Genomic DNA, 24,492 nt, shown 5'->3' with positions numbered 1-24,492 from the left:
CCGCCTCCGTCATCCACAAGGGGTGACCTGACGCTATGCGCCTCCCGTCCGGCGCGGGATCGACGCCGCTGCTGATGCCGCCGATCGACGCGCACCGGCGACCCCATGGTCCCTACACCGTGGCCGCGGCGTTGCTGGGCCGGCTGGTACCAGGCGCATTGGAACGTTCCCCTGATCTCGTGTCGGCGTACGACATCGAGATCAGGGCGGCGGCCCCGGCGCTGCGCCCGCTGGTGCCCGCCAGGCGGGTCACGATCGACATGGACCTGCCCGACGAGGAACGCATCCTCGTGCCCGCGCCCCGGCGTACGTTACGCCTGGCCAACGGGCTGGCCGAGTTCGTCGCCCGCGCCGTCCCCGAGGGAAGCGCGCTGCTCGTGCACAACGCCGCGCAGGCCGACCCGACCGACGTCGAGCTGCTGGAGGTGATGGCACGCCGGATCCCCGCCGCGCACCTGCGCATCGAGGTCCATGACGAGGGGCCCGCGCCCGCCGACGACCGCAGGAGCACGACAGAGCTGTGGGAGCTGGTCGACCACTGCGTCCGCGAGGGCTTCCTGCACGCGGTGGCCGAGCTCGGCCTGCGCGGGATGGCCATGACCGAGCCCGGCGGCAGGGGGTGGTGGCGTTTCGCCCAGCGTACGGCGACCGCCCTCGGCGGCCTCGGCCGTCACGAGGAGGCCAGGGAGATCTGGGAACGGGTGCGCAGGAGCAGCCAGGACCCCGCCATGCACGCCGCCGCCGCGTACGGCACCGCGATGCTCGACGCGCGCCACCCCGATCCCGCGCGACGCGACCTCGGCAGGGCCAGAGGCTGGATCAACCAGGCCATCGCCATCTCCACCCTGGTTCCCGACCGGGCCTTCAAACTGGGTTTCGACCGCAACGGGCTCGCCCTGATAGAGCTGCGCGAAGGGCGGCTCGAGACCGCGCTGGAGCTGGTGGAATCCGCGATCGAGCTCGCGACGCGCGAGCTGGGTGACAGTCACCCCGTCCACCGGATGGTGCTGCTGGCCAACAGGGCGCAGCTCATGGCCGCGCTCGGCCACGCCAAGGAGGCGCTGGAGGACTACGCGGCGGCGATCGCGATCGATCCCGCCTTCCCCGACTACTACCTCGACCGCGGCAACCTGTGGTTCACACTCGGCAGGCACCCGGAGGCGCTGGCCGACTACGAGAGCGCGATCGCGCTGAGCCCGCCGCTGCCCGAGGCGTACTACAACAGGGCGGAGCTGCGGGTCGCGCTCGGCGAGGACGAGGCGGCGCTGGCCGATTTCGGGCATGTCATGGAGCTGGACCCCGGCTACCTCGACGCCTACATCAACCGGGCGGGACTGCTGGCGGGGCTGGACAGGGACGCGGAGGCGATGGCCGACGTGCGGGCGGGGCTCGCCATCGCGCCGGGCAACCCGTACCTGCTGGCCGTGCTCGGGCAGCTCGAGACGGCGGCGGGACGGCACGAGGAGGCGGCGCGGGCGCTCGACGCCGCCCTGGCCGCCGCGCCCGCACTGGCGACGGCGTGGGCGGCCAGGGGCGCGCTGCGGTACGAGCGCGGCGACATGGCGGGCGCGGTCGCCGACCTGACCAGGGCGATCGAGCTGGAACCCCACCCCGACCTCTACGCGAACAGGGCTATGGCGCTGCGCGCGATGGGTATGGACTGATCGCGCGCGAGCGCTGTCGATCGCACACAATGGGGGCATGGTGCGGCTCTTGGGGCGGGTGGCGGCCATCTACGGGAGCCTCGGCGCGCTGTGGTGGGTGGCCATCAACGCCACCAGGACGGCCACGCGCTGCGGCGACTGGCAGTGCCTGTATCCCACGCTCGGCGCCTATCTGATGGTGACGGTCGCGGCGCTGGCGGCGGCGGTGCCGCTGCTCGACCGGGCGGAGGTGAACCCGGCCCGCCGCGTGGCGCTGACGGCTGCGGCCGTGCTGCTGGCGATCAGGGGGTTCGGCGAGGCCGTGCCGTCCTCGCCGTTCCAGGTGGTCGAGGTGCTGCGCGCGGGCCTGGCCTTCACGGCCGCGGGCACGGTGGCCGCCTTCCTGGCGACACCCGGCCTGGCCAGGCGCTGGCGGGTGCTGGGCTGGCTCGCCGTCCTGGCGCTGCCCGTCACCGGTCTCGCGCTGGTGTGGACGCGTTACGGGTTCTGAGGGAAGAGCCGCACGTGGTCGGGGTCGACGCGGAAGAACACCTCGGCTCCGGGAGAGATCGCGGCAGCCGCGCGCGAGGGCAGGTCGGCGAAGACCGTCACCGGCTGCCCGTTGACCTCGGCCCGCAGGTAGAGCCGCGTGGTGGCGCCGAGGAAGACGCTCACGTCGACCGTCGCCCTCGTGCCCTCGGCCGACAGTGACACGTCCTCGGGCCGGAACATGCACAGCACCCGCGACGACGGCGCTGGGACGTCGAAGACCTCGCCGTCGACCGCGTCCAGCTCCAGCGCGTTCCTGTTGCCGACGAACCCTGCGGCGAACCTGGTGGAGGGGGAGCTGTAGATCTCGGCGGGAGGGGCGCACTGCTCGATCTCGCCGCGGTTCATCACCGCCACCCTGTCGGAGATGGCCAGCGCCTCGGCCTGGTCGTGGGTGACGAAGATCGTGGTGATCCCCACCTGGTGCTGGATGCGCCGCACCTCGTCGCGCAGCCGGTGCCGCACCTGCGCGTCCAGCGCCGAGAGCGGCTCGTCCAGCAGCAGCACCTCGGGGCGCGGTGACAGGGCGCGGGCCAGCGCGACGCGCTGCTGCTGCCCTCCTGACAGCTGGTTCGGCAGCCGGTCGCCCTGCTCGGTGAGGCCGACCAGCTCCAGCATCTCCTCCACCCGTTCCTGGGCGTTCTTCTCCTTCCGTACGGTCAGCGGGAAGGCGATGTTGCCGCGCACGGTGAGATTGGGAAACAGGGCATACGACTGGAAGACCATGCCGATCGGGCGCTTGCGGGCGGGTACGCCCGTCATGTCCGTGCCGCCGATGCGCAGCCGGCCGCCGTCGAACGTCGTGAGCCCCGCCACGCACCGCAGCAGCGTCGTCTTGCCGCAGCCGGACGGGCCGAGCAGGGCGAGCAGCTCGCCCTGCTCGACGCTGACGGTCACGCCGTTCAGCGCGTGGTGCCCCGCGTAGCGCTTGGTGATGCCTTCGAGGACGACGTGGCTCAACGAAAGGTCCTTCCGATGGTGGTGACGCGGCCCCTGCCCAGCCGTACGACCAGGGCAGACAGGGCGAACAGGAAGCCGAAGGTGAAGACGGTGACGACCGCCAGGGCGTTGGGGTCGCTGAGCGTGCGCGAGACGAACTGGCGCGCCGACCACAGCGGCAGCGTCTCGAAACTCACCCCGACCAGGATCTTGGCCAGTGCGAACTCGTTCATCGCGGTGGCGACCACCAGCAGCGAGCCCGAGACCACCCCGCCCCTGATGGCGGGCATGACGACCCTGACGAGCGCCTGCGCGGAGCTCGCGCCGCAGGTGGCCGCCGCCTCGCTCAGCTGTACGGCCCCGGCCGCCAGCAGCGCGCTCTCCACCGCCCAGTACATGAACGGGAAGGAGATCGCCGCCGTGGCGGCGGCGAGCAGCCAGAAGGTGTGGAACAGCTGCGGCGCGACGGAGGCGGTGACGAGCTGGATGCCCGCGCCGACCACCACCCACGGGATCGCGAAAGGGATCACCGCGATCGTCTGGATGAGCGAGCCGATGCGCGGGTTGTGCACCACCGACCAGTACGCCGCGGGCACCACCAGCAGGATGTCGACGGCCACGACGACCGCCGCCAGCAGCAGCGACCTGCCGAGCGCCCCCGCGACCTCGGGCTTGGTGAAGAGCTTGGCCCAGTGGGCGAGCGTGTAGCCGTCGGGCAGCGGGGTGTCGGTCCACCTGGTGGCCAGGGAGTAGAGCAGCGCGGCCAGCAGCGGCAGCGCGAAGTAGGCGCCGAGCAGCGTCAGGAGGATCCTCCGGCTCACAGCCACCTCGCAGCGCGTCGCAGCGACAGCCGGTACAGGGCGGTGGCGCCGACGGCCAGCAGCATGAGCAGCACCGACAGCACGGCGGCCCGCTCGAAGCCGAACACCGACGACTCCAGCGTGGTGCCGATCTGCAGCGTGATCAGCTTCTGCGAGCCGGGGGAGGAGGCCAGCGCGTACGCGACGGCGTAGACGCCGATCGTCCACGTGAAGATCAGCAGCCAGCCCGCGATGACGAACGGCGCGAGCACGGGAATGCCGACATGACGCCAGAACTGCCATCGGGTGGCACGGCAGACCTCGGCCGCCTCCTGCCAGTCGTCCTTCAGCACGCTCAGCGCGGGCAGCGTGAGCAGCACGAACATCGGGATGTTGAAGTACAGGTAGACCACGTTCATCCCGCTGAAGGAGCCCACGGACGGGAAGGAGATCCCCAGGAGCAGCGTGAGCATCCCGGTCGCGCCGATCAGCGCCACGAAGCCGAACGCCAGCCCGATCCCGGCGAAGTTCGAGGCCACGTTCATGAGCGAGAGCCAGAAGGCCCTGCCACCCAGCCGCATCCTGGTGATCAGCCACGCGGCAGGCGCGCCGAGCGCCGTGGCCAGCGTCGCCTGGACGAGGCCGAGGGCCAGGGAGCCGCCGATGGCGCGCAGGTCCAGCGGGCTCTCGACGACCCTGATGATGTTGTCGAGGCCGTAGCCGCCGCCCCGCAGCGCGAAGGTGTCGTGCACCAGGCGCAGCGCGGGCAGGACCAGCATCGCGAACGTGAACGCCAGCAGCGGCAGCGCCGGACCCCACCGCGGGAGAAATCTTCGGGTGGAGAATCCTCCCCCGGCCCGAGCGGGGGAGGATTCTTTATCCGGGGCTGGCAAAGCTGCCACTGGGGCGGACGTTTCTTCTCCCACGATCACGCGAGAACCTTCGACTCCCAGTCGGCGACGATGCTTTCGGGATTCACCTTGGTGATCTCGATCTCCTTGACGGACGCGTAGGCGGACTCGGGGAGCCAGTTGGCCTTGGCGTCAGAGGACAGGGTCAGGTCGCCGTTGAGCGCGCGGATCGGTCTCGCGCCGAACCTGGCGAACATGGTCTGCGCCTCGTCGGAGAGCACGTAGTCGAGGAAGGCCTTGAGGAAGTCGCCCTTGCCGGCGTTGTACTTGTTGATCATGAGTCCGGACGGCGACCAGACGGAGCCGTCGCTGGGGATGATCACTTCGACGTTGACGTTCTTCTCCTTCAGCGCCGCCTTCTGCGCCAGGCCGTTGAAGTCGTAGTTGATCTGGATCGGGGCCTCGCCCTTCTCCAGCGTCTCCTCGCTCATCTTGACCGCGCTGATGTTGCCGGCGTCGGTGAGCTTCCTGAAGTAGTCGTAGGCGGGGGCCAGGTCGTCCACCGAGCCGCCGTTGGCGATCGCGGCGGCCACGACCATCGCCTGGCCCGTGCCCGACGAGGTCGGGTTCTTGATGGCGACCTGGCCCTTGTACTCGGGCTTGAGCAGGTCGGCCCAGCTTCTGGGCGGGTTGATCACCTTGTCGGTGTTGACGACGAACGCGGGCGCGCCGACGAACGTCGCCACCCAGCCGCCCCTGCCCTTCTGCCAGTCCTTGAGCCTGCTCGCCGAGGGCGGCAGGTACGCGGGCACGACGCCCTTGGCCTCGGCGATCGGGCCCCACATCAGGCCGATGTCGCTGGCGGTCCCGACCGGGTTGTCCTTCTCCGCGTCGAACTTGACGATCTCCTCGGAGGAGGACATGTCGGTGTCCTTGTGTGCGCAGGTGCCGTTGTGCTTGGCGCAGAAGGCCTTGATCACCTCGCCGTAGTTGGCCCAGTCGGGGGCCAGGCCGTAGGTGGGCAGCTCCGCTCCCTGCTCGGCGATCTTGCTGATGTCCGGTGCGGCCTGCCAGTCGTAGTCTCCCGCGCCGGACCCGCACGCGGTCAGCGCCAGCACGGACGCTGCCGCCACCACTCCTGAACGGAGATTAGTCATAGTTCTTACCCTTCTCAGCCGTTTTCGCACCGAATGATGGCCTTTGTCGGGTATCTCGGCGACGGCCCCCGGGTGAATTCGGGGTGAACTCCTACAAGGCCGGGCTTTTCTCGAATGTCTAGTGCAGTGATTCGGGATGGCCAATGCGCATTTGTCTATCGGCGCTATAGGGGGAGCCGTATAGCGCCTGTCTATGAGCGGCATCGGTCTTATCCCACTTGTCCGAATCGTGGTGGGGCGTGAGGCTTTGCCGTACGAGAAGCAGACTGGAAAGGAACCCGATGGGGAGTCGATACCTGCTCAACCACATCGGAGGCGAATGGCGTGCCCCCGAGAGCGGGCAGACCCGGCCGAACCTCAACCCCGGCGACCTCTCCGACCACCTCGGGGACTTCGCCGAGTCAGGCGGGGCGGACGTCGAGCTGGCGGTCGAGGCCGCCACCGCGGCGATGCCCGCGTGGAAGGCGCTCGGCCCGATCAGGCGCGCGGAGTACCTGCGCGCCGCCGAACGCCTCCTGGAGGACAGGGCGGAGGACTTCGCCCAGGCGATCACCCGCGAGCAGGGCAAGCTGCTGAAGGAGGCGCGGGGCGAGGTCAGGCGCGCGCTGGCCATCCTCGACTTCACCGCGGGGGAGGGCCGCAGGCTCAAGGGCGAGACGCTGCCCGCGGAGGAGCCGCGTACGTTCTCCTACACCTTCCGTGCGCCGATCGGCGTGGTGGGCCTCATCACGCCGTGGAACTTCCCCCTGGCCATCCCCATGTGGAAGGTCGCGCCCGCGCTGCTCGCGGGCTGTGCGGCGGTCTTCAAGCCCTCGCCGCTCACGCCGCTGACGGCGGCCATGCTCACCGAGGTCTTCGCCGACGCGGGAGTCCCCGCCGGCGTGCTGAACCTCGTCCAGGGCGACATCGCGGCGGGCGAGGCGCTCGTCGCGCACGAAGGCGTGGCAGGCATCAGCTTCACCGGCTCGCTGCCCGTGGGCCTGGCCATCCACCAGGCCGGAGCGCCCCGCCTGCTGCGCACTCAGCTGGAGCTCGGCGGCAAGAACGCCGTGCTCGTGCTCAAGGACGCCGACCTGGACAAGGCGGTCAAGGCCACGGTCTTCGGCGCGTTCGGCCAGTCGGGGCAGCGCTGCAGCGCCACCTCCAGGGTCGTCGTGGACGTCGCCGTCAAGGAGGAGTTCCTGGAGCGGCTCGTTGAGCAGGTCGGCGCGCTGCGCGTCGGCTCCGGCGCCGACGAGGAGGCCTCCATCGGCCCCGTCGTCGACGAGGCCCGCATGCACGCCTGCCTGGAGGCCGTCAAGACCGCCCAGGAGTCGGGCGCCAAGGTGGTCGTCGGCGGAGGGCGCGCCCCGGGCAACGGCTGCTTCGTCCAGCCGACCGTGCTGCGCGACGTGCCGTGGAACAGCGAGATCGCCCAGGAGGAGATCTTCGGCCCGGTCCTCTCCGTGATCGACTGCGACGGCTTCGACGACGCGATGCGCATCTCCAACTCGGTCAGGTACGGCATGAGCGGCACCGTCTTCACCCAGGACCCCGCCACCATCTTCGAGGCGCTCGAGCGCTTCGAGGCGGGCATGCTGCACGTGAACAGGCCGGGCGTGGGCGCCTACGCCCACCTGCCGCACATGGGCGCGAAGCTGTCGCAGTTCGGCCCGCCCGAATGCTCGCCGCAGGTCTGGGACTTCTACACCGAGTGGCGGTCGGCGTGCATCAGCTACTGACCGCCTGTGACACGGCCGGCCGGCCTCTCACCCGTGACGCGGTGGCGACCCCCGCGAACGGGCCCGAGGCGGAACACCAGCGGAGGTCCCGGTGAAGGTCCTGACGGCGGGCGAGGCGGTCTCCCGGTTCGTCGCCCGCGGATCCGTCGTCGGGATGGGCGGGCAGAACATCAACCGCTGCCCCATGGCCCTGGTCCACGAGGTCATCAGGCAGGGCGTCGGCGGCCTGACCGTCGTCGGCTGCAACCTGTCGCTCCCGCTGGACATGCTCGTCGCCGCGGGGCTCGTGGTGCGGACCGAGCAGGGCACCGGCAACCTCGAGCGGTACGGCACGCTGTTCGCCTGGCGAAGGGCGGTCGAACGCGGCGAGGTGAGCGTGGGCGACCACTCGCACCTCGCCATGGCCAGCAGGTTCGCCGCGGCGGCGCTCGGCCTGCCGTACCTGCCGACCAGGAGCCTGCTCGGCACCGACCTGCTGGCCGACATGGTGGCCGAGGGAGTCGCCGTCGAGTCGGTGGACCCGTTCGGCGGCAAACCCCTGGTGCTCGTCAGGGCGATGGCGCCGGATGTGGCGCTCATCCACGCCAACAGGGCCGACACGCTGGGAAACACCGTGATCGAGGGTGTGACCTCGCACGAGGTGGACATGGTGCGGGCCGCCAAGGTGACGATCGTGTCCGCCGAACAGGTGCTGCCCGCCGGCGCCTTCGCCGACCGCCCCGAGCAGGTGACGATCCCCGAGGCGTACGTCACGGCGGTCGTCGAGCAGCCCTTCGGGGCCTTCCCCACCTCGGTCTACCGCGCCTACGACTTCGCCGAGTCGGAGATCAAGGAGTACCAGGGACTCGGCCGCACGGGCGACGAGCACCTGCGCGCATGGATCTCGGCCAACCTCGGCGCCTGCTTCGAGGAGTACCTCGCCACCAGAGACGCCGGCGGAACCCTCCGCAGGACGCTCGCCGACCGGATGAGGAGCCTCGTGTGACCGCGCTGCCCAGAGAACTGCTCGTGGTCGAGGGCGCGCGGCAGATCCGCGACGGCGACCTGGTGATCGTCGGCACGGGACTGCCGCTGCTGGCCGCCACGCTCGCCCAGCGGACCCACGCCCCAGGCGCCAAGCTGGTGATCGAGTCGGGCGTGATGTTCCCCAAGGTCGTGCCCACACCCGTCTCGGTCGTCGACCCCAGGCTCATGCACGGGGCCGCCCGCCACGGCTCGCTGTTCGAGGCACTCGGCGGGCTCGTCCAGCGCGGGCTGGTGCGCACCGGCTTCCTCGGCGGCGCCGAGGTCGACCAGTACGCCAACATCAACTCCACCACCGTGGCGGGCAAGCGCCTGCCGGGAAGCGGCGGCGCCAACGACATCGCCAGCCACTGCTCGCAGGTCGTCATCCTCACCGACCACGAGCGGCGGCGTTTTCCCGCCCGGTGCGGCTACGTCACCAGCCCCGGCTTCCTCGGCGGCCCGGGCGAGCGGGCCAAGGCAGGGCTCGGGCCGCTGCGCGTGAAGGTCGTCACCGACCTGTGCGTCATGGAGGCCGAGGACTCAGCTCTCACCGTCACCGCGCTCATGCCTGGCGCCACGGCGCGAGCCGTACTGGAGAACACGGGCTTCACGCCCGCGTTCGCCGACCCCCTGGACACCGTCCTGCCGCCGGACCCCGAGGAGCTTCGCCTGCTGCGCGAGGAGATCGACCCGGCGTGCGTGTACTTTCCCGAAAGGATCGCCCGATGAAACAGCCGTTCGCGTGGGAGACGGCCATTGCGTGGAAGAACAAGGACCGCATCGTCATCCGCGGCTACGACGTCAACGAGCTGACGGGGAACATCTCCTTCGGCGAGCACTTCCACCTGGTGCTCAGGGGCGAGCTGCCCACGCCCGAGGTCGGCAGGATGACCGAGGCGATCATGGTGAACATGGCCGAGCACGCCATGTCGCCCTCCTCCGCCACCGTCAGGTTCGCGACGTCCGGCGGCGCGGAGCTCAACGCGGCCGTCGCCGCGGGCGTCGCCGGCATCGGCCGCCTGCACGGCACCGCCGACCGTCCCGCCGAGATGTTCCTCGGAGTCGCGGCCAGGGCCGAGCAGGACGGACTGAGCGACCGCGAGGCCGCCGCCAAGGTCGTCGCCGAGATGCGCGAGCGGCGCGAGCGGATGCCCGGCTTCCACCACGCCCAGCACATCCGCGACCCCCGCACCGTCAGGCTCATGGAGCTGTCGGACTCCCTGGGCGTCACCGGCAGGTACGTCGAGATCGCCCGCGCGATGGAGGACGCCACCGAGGACGTCTTCGGCCGGCGCGTCTGGATCAACGGCCCAGGGGCGATGGGGTGCATCGGCCTCGACATGGGCTACGAGCCGCTCCAGCTGAAGGCGCTGTTCATCGTGTGCAGGTCGCTGTCGCTCTGCGCGCACTCCATCGAGGAGGTGACCAGGGAGAAGGGTTGGCGCGCCTCGTCGAACTCCCCGATGGTCCAGCCGCTCGACCTGTCGATGCAGGGCCCCGACCACTACGACGGGCCCGCGGACCGGACGCTTTCCCGCTGACGTCCGCTTCTCGCCGGCGTCGGCTTCCCCGCCGGCGGTGGTTTCCCGCTGACGGTCGCCGACACCTGTTGACGTTGACGCGCGGCGCCCGCGAGAAGCGGGCGCCGCTCACGCGTCACCGGCCGTTGTAGCATCGGCCGATGAGCACGAGCTTCGCCGCCGCCCTCCGCGACCTGCGCCCGGGCGCCAGCGCACAGGCCGCCGCGATCACCAGGGGAGTGAGCGGGCCCGCCGCGACAGTGCCGTCGCGCACCATCACGCTCACCCACGGCCTTGAGAGGCTCCGCTGCGCCTCGCTGCTCAAGCCCCTGTACTGCTGGGCCGCCGCCGCCCACGTCACCGACCAGGACTTCTGGCGCGGCCACGCCGAGCCCGCCGTCGTCACCTCCTCCAACAGCGACACACGCGCGCTGTGGCTGGCGGTCGGCCCCGCGGTGATCCTCGCCGAGATCCAGCGGCGCACCGGCGCCGCCTGGACCCAGGGCAACGGCGACCCCTCCCGCTTCGGTTCGGTCGAGGTGGCCGCGGCCGAGGTCGCCGCCGCCTACACCGCCCTCGCTCAGGCCGCGCTCGCCGGCGATCCCGTGGCCTCCGACGTGCTGTCGTGGATGAGAGAGGTGCCCGAGGGGCAGGCGTTCGGCGTGCGCGAGGCGCTGGGCGTACCCGACGCCGCGGTCAAGTGCGGCTGGTACGGCGGAGCCGACGAGAGCTGGCTGCGCACCCACGCCGTCGCCGTCATCCCGCGCGGCGGCACCGGCGTGACGGTGGTCGTCGGGCTGACCGCGCAGCTCTACACCGACGAGCTCGAACGCGAGATCTACCAGACCAGGGTGGCCGACGGGCTGCCGGTGGAGGCGGAGCACGAGCGCGCCTGCGGGCCGCTGCTCCGCAGTCTGATGTCAACCGCACACAACGAGGTGATCGCTTGACTCCCGCACACGGTTCCGAGCGGCGCGACCTGCCACCGCTCCCGCTTCCGGCCGGCTCCGAGCGGTGCGACCTGCCGCCACTCCGGCTTCCGGCCGGCTCCGAGCGGTGTGGCCTGCCGCCACTCCGGCTTCCGGCCGGCTCCGAGCGGTGTGGCCTGCCGCCGCGACCGCTTCCGGCCCGCTCCCTGCCGGCGCGTGCGCTGCCCGCCCGGTCCCTGCCGCCCCGCGACAGCCCGCTGCCCGCGCCGGCGCCCCGCGCCCTGCCCGCCCGCGCCCTGCCCCTGAGGGGCCTCACGCGATGAGGGTGACCGTGCTCGGCGGGTGTGGCGCCTGGCCCGCCGCCGGCCAGGCGTGCAGCGGCTACCTCGTCGAGCATGAGGGGTTCAGGGTGCTGATCGACCCCGGCTACGCCACGCTGCCCCTGCTGCTCGCCACGACCGGGGCCGAGGAGATCGACGCGGTCCTCGTCAGCCATGGGCATCCTGACCACTGCGCCGACCTGAACCCGCTGCTGCGGGCGCGCTCGCTCGGCGACCAGTCACCGCCGCCGCTGCCCGTGCACGCGCCGCCGGGGGCGCTCGACGCCGTCCTCGCCCTCGACCGGCCGGGCATGCTGGAGTACGTCACGCACGAGCTCACCCCGCGCAGGCCGTACGAGCTGGGACCCTTCACGGTCGAGGCCTGGTCGCTGCCGCACCACGTGCCCAACGCGGGGCTGCGGCTCGAAGCGGGAGGCAGGGTGCTCGCCTACACCGGCGACACAGGACCCACCCCCGACCTCGTCGAGCTGGCCAGGGACGCCGACGTCCTCCTCGCCGAGGCCACCTATCCCGAGGTGGTGCCCGACGAGGACGCGCCGTACCTGTCGACGGCCGAGCAGGCGGGCGCCAACGCGGCAAAGGCGGGCGTCGGCCACCTGGTGCTCACGCACCTGTGGCCCGGCACGCCCGCCGAGCCGGCGCTCGAGGCGGCGAGCAGGGGATTCACGGGTCAGATCACCGTGGCCGTGCCAGGAGTGATCTGAGCCGGGCGGGCGGCACGCCTCCGCGGGCCCGGCTGTGCGGTCACCGTTGTCGTGTGGTCGGGGTTCGGTGTTCGATCAGGACAGGTCGTCGAATTCGCCGTCCTTCATGCCGAGCCTGAAGGCTTCCCACTCGGCTTCGGTGAAGAACAGCCTGGGCCCGTCGGGGTCCTTGGAGTCGCGCAGGACGAAGAGCCTGTCCTGCTCCGGCTTGTGCGCGGCGGCGTCCCCGGGCGTGTCGAGGACGGCGACTTCGACGCAATCCCCGCCGTTGCCTCCGCTACGACGGGCCTTGCGCCATGTGAGGTCATTCATATGCTCTCCTCCACTTTCGACAGCAAATTTAGACTTGCGTGAACCGGTAAGGCGAGTGACCTGATCACGTCATATCTGTGAGCGATGGATTCGACATCCGCCGGACGATCCGTGACATACCCCGCGCCCGCGGACTCGAGATAGACGAGATCGGGCTCGCCGGGAACCTTCGCGATGACGAACGCACCCGTCAACCCCGGCACCGCCTGCGCGTCCACCGGGACGACCTGCACGGTGACGTTCGGCAGCTCGGCCGACTCCAGCAACGCGCGCACCTGCCCGCGCATCGTCGCCGCCGAACCGATGGGCCTGCGGACCACCCACTCGTCCAGCACCACCCAGTACCTCAGCGGATCGGGCCGGCGCAGGACCGCCTGCCTGGTCATGCGCGCCGACACCGCCTCCTCCGCCTGCTCCGCCGTCGCGGCGGGCTCCCTGCGGAAGACCTCCCGCGCGTAGTCCTCGGTCTGCAGCAGCCCGGGGATCAGCAGCGGCTGCCACGTCTGCAGCGTGCGCGCCGTCTGCTCGATCTCCAGCCACGGACGGAACCAGGCGGGGTAGGCCGCCTGCCGTACCAGAGGCCACAGCCTCAGCAGCGACCCGCCGGTGTCGAGCACCACGTCGGCGCGCTCGGCGAAGTCACGGGACGGCGTGCGCCTGGCCAGCTCGATCGCGCAGACCAGGGACAGCGAATAGCTCAACCGCTCGGCCAGCTGCTCCTGAGAAAGGCCCGCTCGGGTGCGGAACTCTCTCAGCTCCGAGCCGAAGAACGCCAGCGGGCTGGAGCTCGGATCGAGCTCGCGTGCAGCAGGCATCGGGGGCTCCGGTTCTACAGAGGTTCTACAAAAGCTCTCCGGGTTCGCGCACTCCAGGTGTGCCACCCGGATCCGTACCTAGAGTAGTCACTTGAATGCAGGCTGGGGTCACGACAGGGGAATCTCACCGATCGAAGGACGTGTGGTACTTATGGGTGCCGTTTACACACAAAGGGTGGAAGAAGAACAGATCCAGCAGCTGGGATGGGTACAGGACCGGCTCGCCGAATCAGGCAGACGCGCCCTCCTGGTCAGACACCTGCGGCTGACGCTACTCCAGAACAGGTACGATCCGCCCGAGCACGGCGGCCCCGTGCTCATCGCAGGATCGATGAAGATCAGCGTCGACGGCGGATACCACATCGAACACGCCGACGGGCGCACCGCCGACTTCCTCGGCGCCGACGAAGTCGCCGCGTACGTCGCTAGCTCAGTCTCCTGATCACCTCGGGCAGCTCCGGCGGGTCGAGACGGCCCGGCAGCGAGCCCAGCTCCTCGGTGCCGAACCAGCCATAACCGAGGAGGGCCTCGCTCTCCTCCTCCGTGAGCTCGTCCGGGCTCACCCTCGGACTCGCCTCGTCGAAACGGGCCACGAAGAACGGCTCGACCTTCACGTAGCGCACCCCCAGCCACGTGAAGTCCCGGTCCACCGCGACCCACCTGTCCTCGACGGCCGCGCCCGGCAAACCCGTCTCCTCTGTCAGCTCACGCCTGGCCGCCTCGAGCGGCGTCTCGCCAGGATCGAGCCCCCCTCCAGGAGGCTCCCATATGGCCTCGTCGCTGACCCTGTCGTACCAGTTCATCAGCAGGACCCTGCCGTCCCGGTCGAGGCACACCACTCTCGTTGCCGGCCGGTCACTGCTCACTGGCGTTCCCCTTCCCGCCCGGCCGCGGCTCCTTACGGTCCCTGCCGGCTTGTGTACGGCAAGCCCCGCAAGGGCCACCGTGGTCACCCGGTGACCACCCGTCGATCACGCTACTCCAGCAGGACTCCGCGTCCCCCGCCGACATGCCCCCTGGCACCCCAGGCGCCCGACCCCGCCGGGCTTCCTCTCCGAGCCGCCCGCTCACCTCTCCTGCCGCCCGGACACCTCGCCAGGACATGTTGTCCGGTCAGCTCGCACCTTGCCTGGGACGCATCACTCAGCCGCGTCGCCCAGTGGCTTCGCCCGGGCGTCCAGCCGGCTCTCCGGCCGCTCGCAGGCTCGTCTGGCCCCTCTCGCCGGTTGCCCAGGTGGCCCGCCTCCCTCGCCCCGTGCCTGGACGCCCCAAACGGACGCCTCAATCGGACGCGTCGCCCAGTGGCCTCGTCCGGCGGCCCGCGCACCTCGCCTGGCCGTTCACGCGCTTGGCCTGGTTGCTCGTGCAGCCGGTGTGGCCGTTCACGCCCCTCGCCCGGTTGCTCGCGGACCTCGTTTCGTCGTCTCGTCGCCTGCCCGTGCCATTCGGACGGCCGCTTCGAGTTCGCTGCGCGACGCAAGGGTCGCTCGCGGATTGCCGCCCGGCGGGCCGTGCGCCACATGCCGTAGGTGATGAAGGCGCGGTCGGGATCGCCGCGGGCCCGTCTGCCCGCCGTACCGGGACCACTCGACTCACGTGCCAGGACCATCCCGCCCCACGTGCCAGGACCACCCCGCCCGCCGTATCGGGCCCCGTACTGGGGACCAAGGGAGTCCGGGGTCCGACAGGACCAGGGGTCCGGGGTCCGACAGCGCCAGGGGTCCGGGGTCCGACAGCGCCAGGGGTCAGGGCTCCGACAGCACCAGCGCGAGCAGGCCGGGGAAGCGGGCGTCGAACTCCTCTCGCCGCAGCCTGTTGAGTCGCCTGGCGCCTTCGTCGCGCTGCTCCAGCAGACCGACGTTGCGCAGCACGGTGAAGTGGTGGCTGAGCGTCGACTTGGCGACCGGCAACTCCTTGAACGTGCCGCACGGCAGCGCCCAGTCGGGAGCCACCGCCAGCTCGCGCACGATGCACCGCCTGATCGGGTCGGACAGCGCGTCGAGCGCCGCCTGGAGGGACGCCTCCATCGGGGAGCCGTGGGTCAGGGCGCGCGCTCTGTTCGACGCCGGTCGAACACTCGTGTAATGTTCCATCTCGATCGAACAGTCTACCCGGGAGGCCACGACAATGATGGACAACGGTCGGATCGGCGTCTGGTATCCCCTGTTCGGCAGGGCGCCGGCGGCGGTCGTTCGCGAGGCGGCCGCCGAGCTCGAGGAACTCGGCTACTCCACGCTCTGGGTGAACGAGACCTCCACCAGCAGAGAGCCGTTCGCGGGTGCCGCCCTTCTGCTCGCGGCCACCCGACAGATCGCGGTAGGCACAGGCGTCGCCAACATCTGGGCCCGCGACGCCACCGCGATGGCGGCGGGGCGCGCCACGCTCGGTGAGGCCTACCCGGGCAGGTTCCTGCTGGGCATCGGCGTCAGCCACGGCGGCCTCGTCGCGGGGCGCGGCCACGACTACGGCAAGCCGCTCACGGCGATGCGCGCCTACCTCGACGGCATGGACCAGGCGGCCACGGCCATGGTCGCCGGCGGCGAGGCCCCCACGCTGCTGGCGGCGCTCCGGCCCAGGATGCTGGAGCTGGCGCGGGACAGGGCCGAGGGCGCCCACACGTACTTCGTCCCGCCCGAGCACACCGCGCTCGCCCGCGAGAGCCTCGGCAAGGATCGGCTGCTCGTGCCCGAGCTCGCCGTCGTCCTCGAACCCGACCCCGCGAAGGCTCGTCAGGTCGCACGTGAACACATGGCGTACTACCTCGGCCTGCCCAACTACGTGAACAACCTGCGCGACCTCGGTTACACCGACTCCGACTTCGCCGACGGCGGCAGCGACCGCCTGGCGGACGCGATCGTGGCGTGGGGCGACGAGCAGGCGGTGGCCAAACGCGTCCGAGCCCACCTCGACGCCGGCGCGGACCATGTCGCCCTGCAACCCCTGACGGCGGGCGGCCACGACATGGCGGACGGCATGGCACAGCTCAGCCGCCTCTCCGACACCCTGGACCTCTGACCCTTTCCGGGCTCCGACCTCCCCGCTTTTCGGTCCGCGCTGCGTCTCGCGGTCCGCGTTGCGTCTTCCGGCGCGCGCTGCCTCTCGCGGTCTGCGCTGTGTCTTGCGGTCTGCGCGTCTTCCGGTGCGCGCTGCGTCTCGCGGTCTGCGCTTCGCTTTGCCGTGCCCCGCGCTTTCCAGCTCGCGGTCCGCGCTTCGCTTTCCCGTGCGCGCCGCGTATGCCAGCTCGCGCCGGGTCTCGCAGTCTGCGCTGCGTCTCGCGGCCTGCGCTTCGCTTTGACGTGCGCGCCGCACCTTCCAGCCCGCGCCGCGTCTTCCAGCCGGCTCTGCGTCTTCGGTCGGCCCGCCCGCGCAGTTGAGCCGAGCCGTGCGGATACGAGTTGGAGGGCATCCTCGGCCCACCAGACCCTGGCTCGTGTACATCGGGCACTTGTCGGATGGAGAGTCCCACCTGACCATGTCGTCGGGGGTGTCGGGGGTGTCGGGGGTGTCGGGGGTGTCGGGGGTGTCGGGGGTGTCGGGGGTGTCGGGGGTGTCGGGGGTGTCGGGGGTGTCGGGGGTGTCGGGGGTGTCGGGGGTGTCGGGGGTGTCGGGGTCAGCGCTTCATGGCGCCGTCGGCGATGGCGTTGGCCGCGTCGCCGATGGCCATGCCGACGATCTCCAGCCGCCGGACCAGCTCGCGTTCCTTCATCGCCTCAGCCGTCACCTCGCCCGAGAAGATCCGCGCGATCTCGTACTGGTACATCCGCCGGACAGCACTTCCGGCCTTCTTCGCCTCCAGCGCGTCCTGGACCACCGCAGAGGGCCGGGAGGCGAGGTCGCGCACCGCGTTCTCCAATGCCTCGATGCCGACGATCACCTGGTCGAGCAGCGGAGCGAACCTGATCTGGTTCGGCACCCGATACAGGTGCGACTCTCGGACGAAGTCGCGCAACGAGTCCAGGACGTCGTCGATCGAGCGGGACAGCCGGAACAGGTCTTCCCTGTCGATGGGTGTGACCAGCGCGTTCTTGAGCTCCTCGACGAGACGGGCGCGTTCGGTGTCGCCGAGGTGCTCGATGGAGCGCATCTGCTCGTGTGCTCCGGTTCTGCCCACCTCGCCGCCGATCATCGCCATGGCGAGCCAGGCGCCCTGCTTGGTCGCCGCCAACTGTCCGGCGAGCGCGTGCGCCAGCGCGCCGTCCATCCTCCCAGCCAGCAGATCGCGAATCCGACTCAGCCGCTTCATGCCACCTCCGCCCGCTCCCACCACACTCTCACCAGGCCGCGCACTGGTGCGTTCCGGCACCTGGACCTCCCGCTTTCGCTGCTCGCCCCTGCCCCTGCACGCCCCTCGCCGATGCGCTTCTCATGCCCACCGCGTTCATGTCCTGCTTGGGACGGGGGACCGTTTCCTCCTCATCCGATCTCTCGCAGGGCGAAGGCCATGAATCCGGCCAGGAGTCCGGTGACCGGCAGGGTGAGGAGCCAGGCGACGACGATCTTGACGGCCGCGTACCAGCGCACTCTGCCGCCGCCCTGCGCGACGCCTGCTCCGATGAGCCCGCCGGCGATCGCCTGGGTCATGCTCACCGGCATCCCCGCCGCCGAGCACCCGATCACCGTGACGCCTGATCCGAGTTCCGCGGCCACGCCGTGCAACGGGCGGGAGACGATGATCTCGCGGCTGAGGGTACGGCCCGCCTTGGGCATGCCGTACAGGGTGCCGAGACCGAACAGCAGCGCCGCCGCGAACGAGACGGACGGACCCGTGGAGCCCAGGGCGATCAGAAAGATGGCCAGCATCTTCTGCCCGTCGTTGGAGGCGTAGGCGATGCATTGGAGGATGAAGCCCGCCCAGTGCCAGCGTCGCAGCCCCTCGCTGGTGGTCACGGCGACGAGCAGCCGGGTGGCGGCCCAGGAGGCGAACGCTCCCAGGAACGGGGCGACCAGGCCGACGGCGAGCACCAGCACGACCGAACCCGCCGACACCTGGAGTCCGGTGCCGAGACCCGCGCCGGTCAGGCCGCCGACGATCGCGAGGGTGAGGCTCGTGGGGCGTCCGTGGTGGCTGAGGACCAGGACGACCGCGATCGCGGACAGGACGGCGATGATCATCGCGCGAGTGGCGTTCGGGCCTTCGAAGGCGGCGAGGCGGGTCGCGAACGTCAGCGCGACCTGTTGTGACACCAGCGGCACCAGTCCGGTCAGCAGGACCAGGGTGAGGACGCCGACGACGGGCTTGATCGTGGAGAGCTTGAGGCCGGTGGCCAGCAGGGCACCGCCGTCGTTCACTCCCGACACGACGGCGAACAGGCAGGCGACCAGTACCTCAAGGGGCATGCGCTCCACCCAATCCGACCTGTCGAGGGATCACAACCCGCCAATCCGTGATGCCGGATATAGCAGGAGTAACGGTCTCGGCTGGCTTTCCGTCGGTCGATCCCTCCCTCTGTCCTGCCTCGCGTCATCCGATGGCTTTCCTGATTTGTCTCGTGTCGGTCGATGGCTTCGCTGTCCTGCCCTCTGTCATCCGATGGCTTTCCTGATTTGTCTCGTGTCGGTCGATGGCTTCGCTGTCCTGCCCTCCGCCACCCGATGGCTTCCCTGATCTGCTTCGTGTCACCCGATGGCTTCGCTGCCATACCTTCCGTCGGTCGACGGCTTCCGCTTTCTGGTTGGTCCTGGTGGTGGGCGGTCTCATCCGTATCCGTGGGGGTGTACGGGCGTCGTGGCACGTGCGAAGAGGGGCGCGCTCGGGGCGGCGGGAGCGCAGAGATGGGTGGGTGACGCCCCTGCCGTGGTTGTTGGGGTGCCGGTGACCGGCGGATGGGGCCTGGGAGCTCGTCCAGAGACGCCCACCTATGGCGCCCATAGTGAAATCCGGCCTGGTCGTGCCGTGGGCCCCCCACTAGCGTCCATAACGCCCGATATCTCCAGAAGATCGAGTGGATGATGGACGAAGAGCTCATTCTGCTGAATCCCGGACCAGCCTGTACCTCCCAGCGGGTCAAGGACGCCCTGCTGCGCGGAGATCTGTGCCACCGCGAGCCGGAGTTCACGGATCTGCTGTTCAGGATCCGCGAGGCGCTGCCCCGCTGCCTGAACCTCGGCGACACCCACGAGGCGATCCTGGTGACGGGGTCGGGAACCGCCGCGATGGAGATGGCGGTGATCAGCTCCGTGCGGGAGGGCCGCGGGGTGCTGGTCGTGAACAACGGCGTGTACGGCGACCGCATGATCAAGATCGCCAGGTCGCACGGCATCACCGTTCACGAGGTCAGGAGCGACTGGACCGTGCCCGCCGACCCCGAGGCGGTGCGCCGTGCCCTCGCCGAGCACGACGACGTCGACGCGGTCGTCTGCGTCCATCACGAGACCACGACTGGCCTGATCAACCCGATCAAGGAGATCGGCGAGGTCGTCGCTGGCTCCGGCGCACTGTTCGTGATCGACGCGATCTCCGGCACCGCGATCGAGGACCAGGACCTCGCGGAGGTTCGGGTGGACGTGGTCTGCGGCACCGCGAACAAGGGCCTGCACGGCCTGCCGGGCATGGCGTTCATCCTGTGCAGCCCCGCGTCGATCGCCCGGGTTCAGGAGGTTCCCGAACGCAGCCTCTACCTCAACGCGGCGAGCTACCTGAAGAGCGACGTGCCTTTCACGCCTGCCGTCCAGGTCTGCTATGCCCTGGACGAGGCGATCGAGGAGTTCGAGGCGCAGGGCGGGTTCGCGGCACGGACGAAGCTGTACCGCGAGCGGGCCGCGCTGGTGCGCGGGCAGTTCGAGCGGCTGGGCCTGAAGATCCTCGTTGATGAACGTTTCAGGTCCAATACCGTGACGATGCTTCATCTGCCGGACGGTGTGACGTACCAGTCGCTTCACGATGAGCTCAAGGAGCGTGGCTACGTTGTCTACGCCGGTCAGGGCCAACTGTCGAACGACTTCTTCCGCATCTGCACGATGGGGGAGATCCCCTGGCACCGGCTTGAGCAGCTCGAACGGGCGCTCGGCGAGTCGATCGAGGCAGCAAGGGGTTAACGGGGTATGCAGCTCAACCTGCACCGACTGTGGATCTTCATGACGGTGGTGGAGTGCGGCGGGTTCTCGGCCGCGGCGCAGAAGCTCTACCTCAGCCAGCCGTCGGTGTCGCACCAGGTCAGGCAGCTTGAGCAGGCCCTGCGGGCGACGCTGATCGACCGCAGCGGCGCGCGGATCAGGCTCACCCCGGAGGGCGAGGTCATGCTGGAGTACGCCAAGCGCGTGTTCCTGCTGGCCGACGAGGCCGTGGCCGCCATCAGGCAGGTCTCGGGCCTGCAGACGGGCAAGCTGGTCGCGGGCGGCACCACCACGGTCGGCACCTACCTGCTGCCGCCGCTGCTGGCGGCCTTCCGTGACCGCCATCCCGGCATCGAGATCGGCATCCAGGTGGGCAACGGCCAGCAGGTCGAGCGGGGGCTGGTGGACGGCGAGATCGGCGTCGCCGTACTCGCGGGGCAGCCGTCGGCCCCGCAGCTGGTCAGCGAGCCGATCCTGGAGGACAGGCTCGTCGTGATCACCGAGCCGGGCCACGTCCTGTCCCGCAGCGGTACGGCGGAGCCGTCCGCGCTGGAGGGGGAGCTCTTCCTCATCCGCGAGCCCGGCTCCTCCACCCGTGAGCTGCAGGAGCAGGCGATGGAGACGTGGGGTCTCGACAAGAGGACCGAGATCTGGGGCCCCGAGACGATCAAGCAGGCGGTCGCGGCGGGACTGGGGGTCTCGCTGGTGTCGGAACACTGTGTGGAGCAGGAGCTCGCCGACGGGCGGCTGGCCGCGGTGGAGGTCACTCCCGCGCCCAGACCCCGCCCGATCGTGCTGGCCCATCGCCGCGACCGGCTGCTGGGCCCCGCGGAGCAGGCGTTCATCACCATGCTGCGTACGGTGCGCACATGGCCCAGGTTGAGGAGCGTGTCTTGAGGAGCCGGGCGCAGGTCGTCGTCATCGGCGGCGGCATCGTCGGCTGCAGCGTGGCCTATCACCTGGCCGAGCTGGGCTGGAGCGACGTCGTCGTCCTGGAGCAGGGGCAGCTCTCGTGCGGCACCACCTGGCACGCGGCCGGCCTGGTCGGGCAGCTGCGCAGTACCGAGAGCATGACGAGGCTGATCCAGTACAGCACCGACCTGTACGGGCGGCTGGAGAAGGAGACGGGCTTCGGCACCGGCTGGAAGCAGTGCGGCAGCGTCAGCGTGGCCCGCACCCCCGAGCGGATGGTCCAGCTCAGGAGGACGGCCGCGCAGGCCCGTGCGTACGGGATCACCGCCGAGGTCATCACCGCAGGGGAGGCGGGCGAGCTGTGGCCGGCGATGCGCACCGACGACCTGGTCGGCGGCGTGTGGCTGCCGGGCGACGGTAAGGCGAACCCCTCCGACCTCACCCAGGCTCTGGCCCGTGGCGCCAAGCGTCGCGGCGTGGAGGTCGCCGAGCGCGTCAGGGTCACCGGAACCGTCGTCAAGGGCGGTCGGGTGCGGGGCGTGCGGACCTCGGAGGGCTTCATCGAATGCGAGGTCCTGGTCAACTGCGCGGGACAGTGGGCCAAGGAGCTGGCCAGGCAGGCGGGCGTGACCGTGCCGCTGCACTCGGCCGAGCACTTCTACGTGGTCACCGAGCAGATCGCGGGCGTGCGGCCCGACCTGCCCGTGCTGCGGGACCCGGACGGCTACGCCTACTTCAAGGAGGAGGTGGGCGGCCTGGTCGTCGGCGGGTTCGAGCCCGACGCCAAGCCGTGGGGCATGGACGGCATCCCGCACCCCTTCGAGTTCCAGCTCCTGGACGAGGACTGGGACCAGTTCTCGATCATCATGGAGAACGCCGTCCAGCGGGTGCCCGCCCTGGAGAGCGCCGGCATCCGCATGTTCTACAACGGCCCCGAGAGCTTCACTCCCGACAACATGTTCCTGCTCGGCGAGGCGCCCGAGGTGCGCGGCTACTTCGTCGCCGCGGGGTTCAACTCGGCGGGCATCGCGTCGGCCGGCGGCGCGGGCAGGGCGCTGGCCGAGTGGATCGTGAACGGCCAGCCGACCGGCGACCTGTGGCCCGCCGACCTGCGAAGGTTCGCGCCGTGGGCGGGCAACGACACGTGGCTGCGCGACAGGGTCACCGAGGCGCTCGGCCTGCACTACGCCATGGCATGGCCCAACAGGGAACCGGAGACCGCCCGCCCGCTTCGTCGCTCGCCGGTTCATCACCTGCTGGCCGCGGCGGGCGCCTGTTTCGGGTCCAAGGCGGGCTGGGAGCGGGTCAACTACTTCGGCCCCGCCGTGCCGTACACCTTCGACCGGCCGGAGTGGCAGGAGACGGTCGACTCGGAGATCGACGCCTGCAGGAGCGGAGCGGCGCTGTTCGACCAGACGTCGTTCGCCAAGTTCACGTTGAAGGGCCCTGAAGCGTGTACGGCGCTGCAGTGGTTGTGCACGGCGGACGTCGACGTGGAGATCGGGCGGGTCGTCTACACGGGCATGCTCAACGACAGGGGCGGATACGAGACCGACCTGACGGTGACCAGGGTGGCGGAGGACGAGTACCTCATCGTCACCGGCTCGGCGCAGGCGACGCGCGACTTCGACCACATCTCCAAGGGGATCGGCGAGCACAGGGCGGTGCTCGTGGACGTCACCAGCGCCTACGCCGTCCTCGGCCTCATGGGCCCCGAATCCCGAAATATCCTGCAAAAGGTGTCGAAGGCGGAGCTGGGGGAGTTCGGCACCTCCCAGCTCATCGACCTCGGTCACGCCACCGTCAGGGCCAGCCGCGTCACCTATGTCGGCGAGCTCGGCTGGGAGCTCTACGTCCCCGCCGAGTTCGCGGTCACCGTCTACGAGACGCTGCTGGCCACGGGCGTCACGCAGGCCGGCTACTACGCCATCGAGGCCATGCGGCTGGAGAAGGGCTACCGGGCGTGGGGTCGCGAGCTCGGCCCCGAGGTCACGCCCGCGGAAGCCGGGCTGCTGTTCACCTGCAAGAAGACCGCTGACTTCCGCGGCATGGACCGGATCCACGACTCCCGCAGGACGATCGTCTCGATCACCACCGACGCCCACCTGTGGGGAGGTGAATCCCTGCTCGCGGACGGCGAACCCGTCGGCCACGTCACCTCCGCCGCCCACAGCCCCACGATCGGCAGGACGGTGGCGCTCGGTTTCGTGAAGGACGGCACGCTGGTGAAGGCCGAGGTGAACAGCGCGGGAGAGAGGTACTCTGCCCAGATCAGCCGCAAGGCGCCCTACGATCCCACCTCCGCGAGAGTCAAGGTATGAACGCCGAGTACGTCCTGACGTTGTCCTGCCCCGACCGCCCCGGCGTGGTCGCCGCCGTCTCCGGTCTGCTCGCGCGCAGCGGATGCAACATCACCGAGAGCCAGCAGTTCGGCGACCAGGATGCGGAGCGGTTCTTCATGCGGGTGCAGTTCAGGGCCGCACTGCCGCACGACGAGCTCGCCGCCGCCTTCGCCGCGCTCGCCCCCGAGTTCGGCATGGAGATCAAGCTGCGCGACCTGTCGGTCAAGCCGCGGGTGCTCATCCTGGTGAGCAAGTTCGGTCACTGCCTGAACGACCTGCTCTACCGCGTGCGCTCGGGGCTGCTCGACATCGAGATTGTCGCCGTCGCCTCCAACCACCCGGACCTGCGGCCGCTCACGCAGTCGTACGGGATCGACTACCACCACCTGCCTGTCACGCCCGGCACCAAGCCCAGGCAGGAGGCGGAGATCCTCGCGCTGATCGAGCACTACCAGGTGGACCTGGTGGTGCTGGCCCGCTACATGCAGGTCCTGTCGAGCGAGCTGTGCGAGAAGCTGGAGGGCAGGGCGATCAACATCCACCACTCGTTCCTGCCGTCGTTCAAGGGCGCCAAGCCGTACCACCAAGCCCATGACCGGGGGGTGAAGCTGATCGGCGCGACCGCGCACTACGTCACCTCCGACCTGGACGAGGGGCCGATCATCGAGCAGGAGGTGGCGCGCGTCTCCCACAGCCACTCGCCCGAGGACCTGGTCGCCATCGGCCGCGACGTGGAGTGCGTCGCGCTGGCGCGCGCCGTCAGGTGGCACGCCGAGCAGCGGGTGCTGCTCGACGGACACAAGACCATCGTCTTCCCCCGCTGACCCCCGGCCCGTACGGCAGGCGGGCCCAAGGCCACCGTCCCTCACCGCTGACCGCCCGTCCTCCACGCGTCCTCC

24 protein-coding genes are annotated in these 24,492 nt (G+C 70.3%); 14 read left to right on the top strand and 10 right to left on the bottom strand.

The genetic code is table 11. The annotated features are described in order from the left end of the window. Positions 1 to 35: 35 nt before the first annotated feature. Both AC3EO4_RS23380 and AC3EO4_RS23375 read left to right on the top strand, forming a co-directional pair. On the top strand, positions 36 to 1,664 hold the full coding sequence (locus AC3EO4_RS23380; RefSeq protein ID WP_431897748.1) for a tetratricopeptide repeat protein: 1,629 nt from the start codon (positions 36 to 38) through the stop codon (positions 1,662 to 1,664). Positions 1,665 to 1,701: 37 nt separating this feature from the next. Then, positions 1,702 to 2,154 carry a hypothetical protein gene (locus AC3EO4_RS23375; RefSeq protein ID WP_379572598.1) on the top strand — a complete coding sequence of 151 codons (453 nt, stop codon included), beginning with the start codon at positions 1,702 to 1,704 and terminating at the stop codon, positions 2,152 to 2,154. Here AC3EO4_RS23375 and AC3EO4_RS23370 read toward each other — a convergent pair. The 4 genes from AC3EO4_RS23370 to AC3EO4_RS23355 form a co-directional block, all read right to left on the bottom strand. After that, positions 2,142 to 3,152 (bottom strand): ABC transporter ATP-binding protein, encoded by a 1,011-nt coding sequence (locus tag AC3EO4_RS23370; protein WP_379572599.1) that lies wholly within the window; start codon positions 3,150 to 3,152, stop codon positions 2,142 to 2,144. The genes AC3EO4_RS23375 and AC3EO4_RS23370 overlap by 13 nt on opposite strands. Further along, positions 3,149 to 3,952 (bottom strand): ABC transporter permease, encoded by an 804-nt coding sequence (locus AC3EO4_RS23365; protein WP_379572600.1) that lies wholly within the window; start codon positions 3,950 to 3,952, stop codon positions 3,149 to 3,151. Before AC3EO4_RS23365 ends, AC3EO4_RS23370 begins: the two co-directional genes overlap by 4 nt. Then, complete coding sequence (locus AC3EO4_RS23360; protein WP_379572601.1) at positions 3,949 to 4,710, bottom strand: ABC transporter permease subunit; 762 nt, start codon at positions 4,708 to 4,710, stop codon at positions 3,949 to 3,951. Before AC3EO4_RS23360 ends, AC3EO4_RS23365 begins: the two co-directional genes overlap by 4 nt. A 149-nt stretch (positions 4,711 to 4,859) precedes the next feature. After that, positions 4,860 to 5,939 (bottom strand): extracellular solute-binding protein, encoded by a 1,080-nt coding sequence (locus AC3EO4_RS23355; RefSeq protein WP_431897746.1) that lies wholly within the window; start codon positions 5,937 to 5,939, stop codon positions 4,860 to 4,862. 281 nt (positions 5,940 to 6,220) lie between these two features. On the opposite strand from AC3EO4_RS23355, the gene AC3EO4_RS23350 reads away from it, so the two are divergent. The 6 genes from AC3EO4_RS23350 to AC3EO4_RS23325 all read left to right on the top strand — a co-directional run bounded on the left by AC3EO4_RS23350 (position 6,221) and on the right by AC3EO4_RS23325 (position 12,159). Then, positions 6,221 to 7,660: an aldehyde dehydrogenase family protein gene (locus AC3EO4_RS23350; RefSeq protein ID WP_379572603.1), complete on the top strand. Its 1,440-nt coding sequence runs from the start codon at positions 6,221 to 6,223 to the stop codon at positions 7,658 to 7,660. Positions 7,661 to 7,751: 91 nt separating this feature from the next. After that, positions 7,752 to 8,645, top strand: a complete 894-nt coding sequence (locus AC3EO4_RS23345) for a CoA transferase subunit A (RefSeq protein ID WP_431897743.1) — start codon at positions 7,752 to 7,754, stop codon at positions 8,643 to 8,645. Beyond that, entirely contained in the window at positions 8,642 to 9,394 is a 753-nt protein-coding gene (locus AC3EO4_RS23340; RefSeq protein ID WP_379572605.1) for a CoA-transferase subunit beta, read from the top strand. The genes AC3EO4_RS23345 and AC3EO4_RS23340 overlap by 4 nt, the downstream gene beginning before the upstream one ends. Next, a complete protein-coding gene (locus AC3EO4_RS23335) occupies positions 9,391 to 10,206 on the top strand; it encodes a citrate/2-methylcitrate synthase (protein WP_379572606.1) in 816 nt (271 codons plus the stop codon). Before AC3EO4_RS23340 ends, AC3EO4_RS23335 begins: the two co-directional genes overlap by 4 nt. A gap of 140 nt (positions 10,207 to 10,346) precedes the next feature. Further along, positions 10,347 to 11,135 carry a hypothetical protein gene (locus AC3EO4_RS23330; RefSeq protein WP_379572607.1) on the top strand — a complete coding sequence of 263 codons (789 nt, stop codon included), beginning with the start codon at positions 10,347 to 10,349 and terminating at the stop codon, positions 11,133 to 11,135. A gap of 298 nt (positions 11,136 to 11,433) precedes the next feature. Then, positions 11,434 to 12,159, top strand: a complete 726-nt coding sequence (locus AC3EO4_RS23325; protein ID WP_379572608.1) for an MBL fold metallo-hydrolase — start codon at positions 11,434 to 11,436, stop codon at positions 12,157 to 12,159. 75 nt (positions 12,160 to 12,234) lie between these two features. On the opposite strand, the gene AC3EO4_RS23320 is transcribed toward AC3EO4_RS23325, so the two are convergent. Together AC3EO4_RS23320 and AC3EO4_RS23315 are read right to left on the bottom strand one after the other, a co-directional pair. Next, positions 12,235 to 12,471, bottom strand: a complete 237-nt coding sequence (locus AC3EO4_RS23320) for a DUF397 domain-containing protein (protein WP_379572609.1) — start codon at positions 12,469 to 12,471, stop codon at positions 12,235 to 12,237. Continuing rightward, positions 12,468 to 13,286 (bottom strand): helix-turn-helix domain-containing protein, encoded by an 819-nt coding sequence (locus AC3EO4_RS23315; protein ID WP_379572610.1) that lies wholly within the window; start codon positions 13,284 to 13,286, stop codon positions 12,468 to 12,470. The genes AC3EO4_RS23320 and AC3EO4_RS23315 overlap by 4 nt, the downstream gene beginning before the upstream one ends. Before the next feature lie 175 nt (positions 13,287 to 13,461). On the opposite strand from AC3EO4_RS23315, the gene AC3EO4_RS23310 reads away from it, so the two are divergent. Then, positions 13,462 to 13,728, top strand: a complete 267-nt coding sequence (locus AC3EO4_RS23310) for a hypothetical protein (RefSeq protein ID WP_431897741.1) — start codon at positions 13,462 to 13,464, stop codon at positions 13,726 to 13,728. Here the strand turns inward: AC3EO4_RS23310 and AC3EO4_RS23305 are convergent. Beyond that, positions 13,712 to 14,152, bottom strand: coding sequence for an NUDIX hydrolase (locus tag AC3EO4_RS23305; RefSeq protein WP_379572612.1), 441 nt, complete (start codon positions 14,150 to 14,152; stop codon positions 13,712 to 13,714). The genes AC3EO4_RS23310 and AC3EO4_RS23305 overlap by 17 nt on opposite strands. An 879-nt stretch (positions 14,153 to 15,031) precedes the next feature. After that, positions 15,032 to 15,313 (bottom strand): ArsR/SmtB family transcription factor, encoded by a 282-nt coding sequence (locus tag AC3EO4_RS23300; protein WP_379572614.1) that lies wholly within the window; start codon positions 15,311 to 15,313, stop codon positions 15,032 to 15,034. A gap of 100 nt (positions 15,314 to 15,413) precedes the next feature. Here AC3EO4_RS23300 and AC3EO4_RS23295 point away from each other — a divergent pair, with 100 nt between their 5' ends. After that, positions 15,414 to 16,301, top strand: coding sequence for a TIGR03620 family F420-dependent LLM class oxidoreductase (locus AC3EO4_RS23295; protein WP_379572615.1), 888 nt, complete (start codon positions 15,414 to 15,416; stop codon positions 16,299 to 16,301). Positions 16,302 to 16,896: 595 nt separating this feature from the next. On the opposite strand, the gene AC3EO4_RS23290 is transcribed toward AC3EO4_RS23295, so the two are convergent. Together AC3EO4_RS23290 and AC3EO4_RS23285 are read right to left on the bottom strand one after the other, a co-directional pair. Further along, positions 16,897 to 17,529, bottom strand: coding sequence for a DUF47 domain-containing protein (locus tag AC3EO4_RS23290; RefSeq protein ID WP_379572616.1), 633 nt, complete (start codon positions 17,527 to 17,529; stop codon positions 16,897 to 16,899). Positions 17,530 to 17,699: 170 nt separating this feature from the next. Further along, positions 17,700 to 18,623: an inorganic phosphate transporter gene (locus AC3EO4_RS23285; protein ID WP_431897738.1), complete on the bottom strand. Its 924-nt coding sequence runs from the start codon at positions 18,621 to 18,623 to the stop codon at positions 17,700 to 17,702. A gap of 609 nt (positions 18,624 to 19,232) precedes the next feature. On the opposite strand from AC3EO4_RS23285, the gene AC3EO4_RS23280 reads away from it, so the two are divergent. Genes AC3EO4_RS23280 through purU form a run of 4 tightly spaced genes read left to right on the top strand, consistent with a single transcriptional unit; the run spans position 19,233 to position 24,417 of the window. Then, on the top strand, positions 19,233 to 20,321 hold the full coding sequence (locus AC3EO4_RS23280; protein ID WP_431897736.1) for a pyridoxal-phosphate-dependent aminotransferase family protein: 1,089 nt from the start codon (positions 19,233 to 19,235) through the stop codon (positions 20,319 to 20,321). 6 nt (positions 20,322 to 20,327) lie between these two features. After that, on the top strand, positions 20,328 to 21,236 hold the full coding sequence (locus tag AC3EO4_RS23275) for a LysR family transcriptional regulator (protein WP_379572619.1): 909 nt from the start codon (positions 20,328 to 20,330) through the stop codon (positions 21,234 to 21,236). Continuing rightward, positions 21,233 to 23,572: a GcvT family protein gene (locus AC3EO4_RS23270; protein WP_431897734.1), complete on the top strand. Its 2,340-nt coding sequence runs from the start codon at positions 21,233 to 21,235 to the stop codon at positions 23,570 to 23,572. The genes AC3EO4_RS23275 and AC3EO4_RS23270 overlap by 4 nt, the downstream gene beginning before the upstream one ends. Beyond that, entirely contained in the window at positions 23,569 to 24,417 is an 849-nt protein-coding gene (gene purU / locus AC3EO4_RS23265) for a formyltetrahydrofolate deformylase (protein WP_379572621.1), read from the top strand. Before AC3EO4_RS23270 ends, purU begins: the two co-directional genes overlap by 4 nt. The last annotated feature ends 75 nt before the right edge of the window (positions 24,418 to 24,492 follow it).

The organism is Nonomuraea sp. bgisy101 (genome assembly GCF_057708945.1).
The sequence above is the reverse complement of the archived record's forward strand: the minus strand, read 5'-3'. Positions and strand labels throughout refer to the sequence as shown.

What these genes read in the sequence shown, in the direction of transcription:
- AC3EO4_RS23380 (WP_431897748.1), top strand. Translation starts at nt 36, where the DNA reads ATGCGCCTCCCGTCCGGCGCGGGATCGACGCCGCTGCTGATGCCGCCG.
- AC3EO4_RS23375 (WP_379572598.1), top strand. Translation starts at nt 1,702, where the DNA reads ATGGTGCGGCTCTTGGGGCGGGTGGCGGCCATCTACGGGAGCCTCGGC.
- AC3EO4_RS23360 (WP_379572601.1), bottom strand. Translation starts at nt 4,710, where the DNA reads ATGCTGGTCCTGCCCGCGCTGCGCCTGGTGCACGACACCTTCGCGCTG.
- AC3EO4_RS23355 (WP_431897746.1), bottom strand. Translation starts at nt 5,939, where the DNA reads ATGACTAATCTCCGTTCAGGAGTGGTGGCGGCAGCGTCCGTGCTGGCG.
- AC3EO4_RS23350 (WP_379572603.1), top strand. Translation starts at nt 6,221, where the DNA reads ATGGGGAGTCGATACCTGCTCAACCACATCGGAGGCGAATGGCGTGCC.
- AC3EO4_RS23335 (WP_379572606.1), top strand. Translation starts at nt 9,391, where the DNA reads ATGAAACAGCCGTTCGCGTGGGAGACGGCCATTGCGTGGAAGAACAAG.
- AC3EO4_RS23330 (WP_379572607.1), top strand. Translation starts at nt 10,347, where the DNA reads ATGAGCACGAGCTTCGCCGCCGCCCTCCGCGACCTGCGCCCGGGCGCC.
- AC3EO4_RS23325 (WP_379572608.1), top strand. Translation starts at nt 11,434, where the DNA reads ATGAGGGTGACCGTGCTCGGCGGGTGTGGCGCCTGGCCCGCCGCCGGC.
- AC3EO4_RS23320 (WP_379572609.1), bottom strand. Translation starts at nt 12,471, where the DNA reads ATGAATGACCTCACATGGCGCAAGGCCCGTCGTAGCGGAGGCAACGGC.
- AC3EO4_RS23315 (WP_379572610.1), bottom strand. Translation starts at nt 13,286, where the DNA reads ATGCCTGCTGCACGCGAGCTCGATCCGAGCTCCAGCCCGCTGGCGTTC.
- AC3EO4_RS23300 (WP_379572614.1), bottom strand. Translation starts at nt 15,313, where the DNA reads ATGGAGGCGTCCCTCCAGGCGGCGCTCGACGCGCTGTCCGACCCGATC.
- AC3EO4_RS23295 (WP_379572615.1), top strand. Translation starts at nt 15,414, where the DNA reads ATGATGGACAACGGTCGGATCGGCGTCTGGTATCCCCTGTTCGGCAGG.
- AC3EO4_RS23290 (WP_379572616.1), bottom strand. Translation starts at nt 17,529, where the DNA reads ATGAAGCGGCTGAGTCGGATTCGCGATCTGCTGGCTGGGAGGATGGAC.
- AC3EO4_RS23285 (WP_431897738.1), bottom strand. Translation starts at nt 18,623, where the DNA reads ATGCCCCTTGAGGTACTGGTCGCCTGCCTGTTCGCCGTCGTGTCGGGA.
- AC3EO4_RS23280 (WP_431897736.1), top strand. Translation starts at nt 19,233, where the DNA reads ATGATGGACGAAGAGCTCATTCTGCTGAATCCCGGACCAGCCTGTACC.
- AC3EO4_RS23275 (WP_379572619.1), top strand. Translation starts at nt 20,328, where the DNA reads ATGCAGCTCAACCTGCACCGACTGTGGATCTTCATGACGGTGGTGGAG.
- purU (WP_379572621.1), top strand. Translation starts at nt 23,569, where the DNA reads ATGAACGCCGAGTACGTCCTGACGTTGTCCTGCCCCGACCGCCCCGGC.